The organism is Streptomyces sp. NPDC031274, from assembly GCF_055570235.1.
This window is the reverse complement of record NZ_JBVIHP010000035.1, coordinates 90452-94926: the sequence shown is the minus strand read 5'-3', so window position 1 is coordinate 94926 and position 4475 is coordinate 90452. Positions and strand designations below refer to the sequence as shown.

The window sequence follows — 4475 nt, the reverse complement described above, 5'->3', positions numbered from 1 at the left end:
CCCCCCCCCCCCCCCCCCCCCCCCCCCCCCCCCCCCCCCCCCCCCCCCCCCCCCCCCCCCCCCCCCCCCCCCCCCCCCCCCCCCCCCCCCCCCCGTAACTCGTCCGTGGTCCCCGCCCTTGAGGGCTCAGGGATCTACCGTGCGGCCTTCTCGGCGAGTTTCTGGAACTCGCCCAGGTCGTAATTGGCCAGGGTGGAGTCGAGATTGGTGAGGGCGCCCAGGTGTTCCACGAAGCCCTTGGGGTCGTACTCGATCTGGAGTGTCACCCGGCTCGTGGTGTCGCTGAGGCGGTGAAATGTCACCACGCCCGCGTGATCCACCCCCTCGACGGTGTGCCAGGCGATCCGGTTCTCGGGCACCACTTCGGTGAGCTCGGCGACGAAGTTCTTCTCCGCACCCGGCAGTTCCAGCTGCCACGCGAAGCGCCCCTCGTCCATCGGCTCGACCAGGCGTACGTGGCTGAGGAAGGAAGGCCAGCGTGTCACGTCGCTCCACAGCTCCCAGGCGACGGAAACCGGTGCCTGGACATCGACGGACTCGAGCAGGGACGCGGACATACGCACCTCTCTTTCTGTAGGGGGAGCGGCCACGGAGTCTCCGGGCCGGTGGAACATGGGCCTCCGGTACCCCGTGGTGGCCGGACCATGCGAAGGCGTCACGTCACTTGTACGGGTGTCAGGCCACCGCGGGGATGTCAGGCCTTCTGGCCGGATGCGGCAAGCTCCTTGAGGTCCACGGTCTCGCCGGGCGCGGGCGCCTCAGGGCTGACCGACTTGCCGTAGTCGCTGAAGGTGGCGGTGTTGGGGCCCTTGCCGCCGGTCGTCGTCGTCCGCAGGATGTACGGCTTGCCCTTTGTGGCCACGTACAGCGTGATGGTCTCGCCGCCGGAGGTCTTCTTCGTCAGCCGGATCGTCTCGGTGCCGTCGACGGTCGTCGTCGAGCCCTTCTTCATGCCCTTGCGCTCCGACTTGTCCTTGTCCATGGAAGCCATCAGCGCCTGCTTGTCGCACATGTTCTTCGTCGTCGCGTCGTCAGCGGGTGCCTTCACCCACTTGTCCGCCACCTTCGGCACGATCTTGTCGCCACCGGACTGGCCCTTGAGCGCGTTCTCCCAGTACTTCTCGTCGCCCCGCAGATAGAACGTCCCCTTCGTGTGCCGCACCTCCGCGGACGCGCCCTCCGACCGGATGGTGCCGTCACAGTTCTTGCGCTGGTCCACCGACAGGTCGATGGTCATCGAGGAACCCGCGGACTGCTGCATGGTCCCCTTCATGTGCATCGATTCGGCCTGCTTGGTGGCCTCGACCGCGTCAGCGGCTATCTGATCGGCGCTCTTGCCCGCGAACGGCTTGTCCTTGTCGTCCGAGCCGTCGCTACCGCACCCGGCCAGGGCCACTAACGCCGCTCCGGCTACCGCGGCCGTCATGGTTCGACTGCCCTTCACCATGTCTGCTCCTTCCCGGGGCGCGTCTGCGCCCTCCGCTCGTTCCGCGGCCGTCGGGGCCGCGGAACAACCGGTTACCCCCTCGCTGCGATAGATCACCGGAAGGTCGATTTCCACTTTCTGCGCCGGTCCACGGCCGCGCGCCCGGGGCGCCTGGCGCTTATGGTGACCGAGCGGCATACGGAGACAGCCATGACGTCAGCCAAGAAGTCAGACATCGACCTGGAACAGCGCCTGTTCCTGACCGGCATGGGCAGCTTCGACTGGGACCTGGACAGCGGTGAACTCAGTCTCGACGCCAGTGCCCTCGTGGTGCTCGACCTGCTCCCCGACGAGTTCAGCGGCTCGGTGACCTCACTGCGGGAGCGCGTGCCGCCCGAGGAGATCGTGCGCATCAGTCATGCCGTCAAGGAGGCGGTCACCACAGGTGTCGACCTCTACGGTCTCTACTTCCGTGTCCGCCACCGCGACGGCTCGCTGCACCTCAGCCACGCCCGTGGACGCATCCTGCGCGACGACGACGGCCGGGCCGGGCGCGCCGTCGGATTCGTACGGACGGCCGAGCACGACGGGGCCGAACTCGCGGCCACCGACCCCAGGGAGGAGCGCCGCCAGGGCATCGCCCTGATGGTGCAAGGCACCACGGAAGCTCTCTCCCGGGCCGTCACGGTCGACGACGTGGTGGCCGTGCTCTCCGGCGCGAGCGGTCTTGACCGGTTCGCCGCCGACGGCCTCGTCCTTGGCCTGGTCGAGGGGGACGACCTGAAGCTCATCGCCCTGGTGGGCCAGACGATGCAGGCCCTCGACGAACTCAAGCTGTACAAGGTCGACGAATCGCTGCCGCTGGTCGAGGCCGTCCTGACCCGGCAGCCCCGCTTCGTGGGCGCCCTGCCCGACCTCGGGCAGCGCTTCACCCGCCTCGGGCCCTACATCGACCACATGGAGCTCGATTCGGCGGCGTTCCTGCCTCTGGTCGCGCAGAACCGCGCCATCGGCGGACTGGCGCTCTTCTACCGTGGCCGCAAGGACTTCACCGACGCCGACCGCAACCTCTGCATCGGTCTTTCCGGCATCGTCGCCCAGTCACTCCAGCGCGCCATGCTCTTCGACGAGGAACGCGACCTCGCCAAGAGTCTGCAGGCCACGATGTTGCCGCGCGGGGTCCCCGACGTCCCTGACTCCGAGGTCGCCGTGCGCTACCACGCGGCGTGGGGCGGCCGGGACGTCGGAGGCGACTTCTACGACGTCATCACCCTGCCCCGCGGGCGCATCGGCGTGGTGGTGGGTGACGTACAAGGACACGACACCCACGCCGCGGCCATCATGGGGCAGCTGCGCATCGCCCTGCGGGCCTTCGCCGGCGAGGGGCACCCACCCGCGACGGTCCTCTCGCGCACCTCCCGCTTCCTGTCCGAGCTGGACACCGAGCGGTTCGCCACCTGCACCTACGCCCAGTTCGACCCCGCCACCGGCATCGTGCGCGCCGTGCGGGCCGGACATCTGCCGCCCCTCGTGCGGCATGTGGACGGCCGGGTGGGTGTGCCACGGGTCCGCGGCGGGCTGCCCCTCGGCCTCGCCACCGATTTCGGCATGGAGGACTACCCCGAGGTCCGGCTCGACCTCGTGCCGGGGGAGACCCTGGTGCTGTGCACGGACGGGCTCGTGGAGGACGCCGGTCTCGATCTCGACACCGGGATCCAGAACCTCGCCGAAGTGTTGGCCGCGGGACCCGAGACGGCCGAAGACCTGGCAGACCACCTGTCCCGCGCACTGTGGGAGAGATGGGGCAGCAGTGACGATGTGGCGCTCCTGGTCCTGCGTCGGCTCCCCGACCCCGGCACGCTCCAGGAGCCGCGCATCCATCGGTACGTCCACCAGGCCGACCCCGAAGGGCTCGCCGACACCCGTGCGGCGCTGCGGGAACACCTCGCGTCGTGGGGTCTTGGGGCCGTCGCCGACGATGTCGAGGTGGCGGCGGGTGAACTTCTGGTCAACGCCCTGGTCCACACCGACGGGGGCGCCATCCTCACGCTCGAAGTGCTCACAGGGCCGCCTCGCCGTGTGCGGCTCTGGGTCAAGGACCGCTCCAGTACCCGCCCCCGTAAGAGGTCCCCGGTGGAGACCGCCACATCCGGCCGTGGCCTGCTCCTGGTGGAGGCGGTCGCGTCGCGCTGGGGAGTCGAGCCGCGCGGCGAGGGCAAGGCCGTCTGGTGCGACTTCGCCGCGCCGGAAACCTGATCGACTCCATCTGTCACGTTTCTCCGTAGCGCTCCGTCAGGGCAGTGAAGGCAACATGAAAGCCCTGAGGAGACAGTGATGGAAACACGTTCGATCACGGCGCAGGTCCCGACGGTTCCGCGGATGACCGAGGACCCCGCGGAGCTCGTCCCCGAACTGGCCGCGGTGTCGGCGGCACTGTTCAAGGTCACCGGCAATGGCTCTGTGCCCCGCTCCACGATCAGCCTGGTGCAGCTGCGGGCGGGTCAGATCGTCGGCAGCACTTACCTGACCGTTCTGCACACGGGCTTCCTGCGCAAGGCGGGGGAGTCGGAGGAGCGCATCACGTCGGTGACCTCCTGGCAGGACTCCCCGTACTTCACCGAAGCCGAACGTGCCGCGCTCGCACTGGTGGAAGCCGTGCTCCAGCCGTCCGCGCACGGTAACGGTGAGAGGGTCTCCGACGAGCTGTACGCCCAGGCGGCGGAGCACTACGAGCCCAAGGCGCTGGCCACCCTGATGTTCGCGATCGGCCAGGTCAACTTCTTCATCGCCGTGGCGCTCATCGCCAAGCCGGTGCCCGGCCGTTCGTTCACCGACCCGTGGAACTGAGACGGCCAGGACCGGCACCCCCGAGGGTCGCCGGCGTCATCGCACAGAACGCCCGTCGATCGCACAGAACGCCCGTCGGGGGGTGGGGGCGTCGTGAGGGGGGGGGAGGGGGGGGGGGGGGGGGGGGGGTGGGGGAGGGGGGGGGGGGGGGGGGGGGGGGGGGGGGGGGGGGCTTTTTGTGCGTGGGGCTTGCTTTTTTCGG

4 protein-coding genes are annotated in these 4475 nt (G+C 69.5%); 2 read left to right on the top strand and 2 right to left on the bottom strand.

What is annotated here, in order from left to right; translation table 11 throughout:
• Window positions 1–134: 134 nt before the first annotated feature.
• A complete protein-coding gene (locus ACZ5CR_RS38930) occupies window positions 135–557 on the bottom strand; it encodes an SRPBCC family protein (protein WP_468866702.1) in 423 nt (140 codons plus the stop codon).
• A gap of 137 nt (window positions 558–694) precedes the next feature.
• Window positions 695–1447, bottom strand: coding sequence for a hypothetical protein (locus tag ACZ5CR_RS38925; RefSeq protein ID WP_468866699.1), 753 nt, complete (start codon window positions 1445–1447; stop codon window positions 695–697).
• Between the two features lie 189 nt (window positions 1448–1636).
• Here ACZ5CR_RS38925 and ACZ5CR_RS38920 point away from each other — a divergent pair, with 189 nt between their 5' ends.
• The gene (locus ACZ5CR_RS38920; protein ID WP_468866697.1) at window positions 1637–3682 is read left to right on the top strand and encodes a SpoIIE family protein phosphatase; all 2046 of its coding nucleotides are present in this window, start codon (window positions 1637–1639) and stop codon (window positions 3680–3682) included.
• Between the two features lie 78 nt (window positions 3683–3760).
• Window positions 3761–4273, top strand: coding sequence for a carboxymuconolactone decarboxylase family protein (locus ACZ5CR_RS38915; RefSeq protein ID WP_468866695.1), 513 nt, complete (start codon window positions 3761–3763; stop codon window positions 4271–4273).
• The last annotated feature ends 202 nt before the right edge of the window (window positions 4274–4475 follow it).

Bases quoted from the DNA above. Each gene is read 5' to 3' on its own strand.
- ACZ5CR_RS38930 (WP_468866702.1), bottom strand. From the start codon at position 557: ATGTCCGCGTCCCTGCTCGAGTCCGTCGATGTCCAGGCACCGGTTTCC.
- ACZ5CR_RS38925 (WP_468866699.1), bottom strand. From the start codon at position 1,447: ATGGTGAAGGGCAGTCGAACCATGACGGCCGCGGTAGCCGGAGCGGCG.
- ACZ5CR_RS38920 (WP_468866697.1), top strand. From the start codon at position 1,637: ATGACGTCAGCCAAGAAGTCAGACATCGACCTGGAACAGCGCCTGTTC.
- ACZ5CR_RS38915 (WP_468866695.1), top strand. From the start codon at position 3,761: ATGGAAACACGTTCGATCACGGCGCAGGTCCCGACGGTTCCGCGGATG.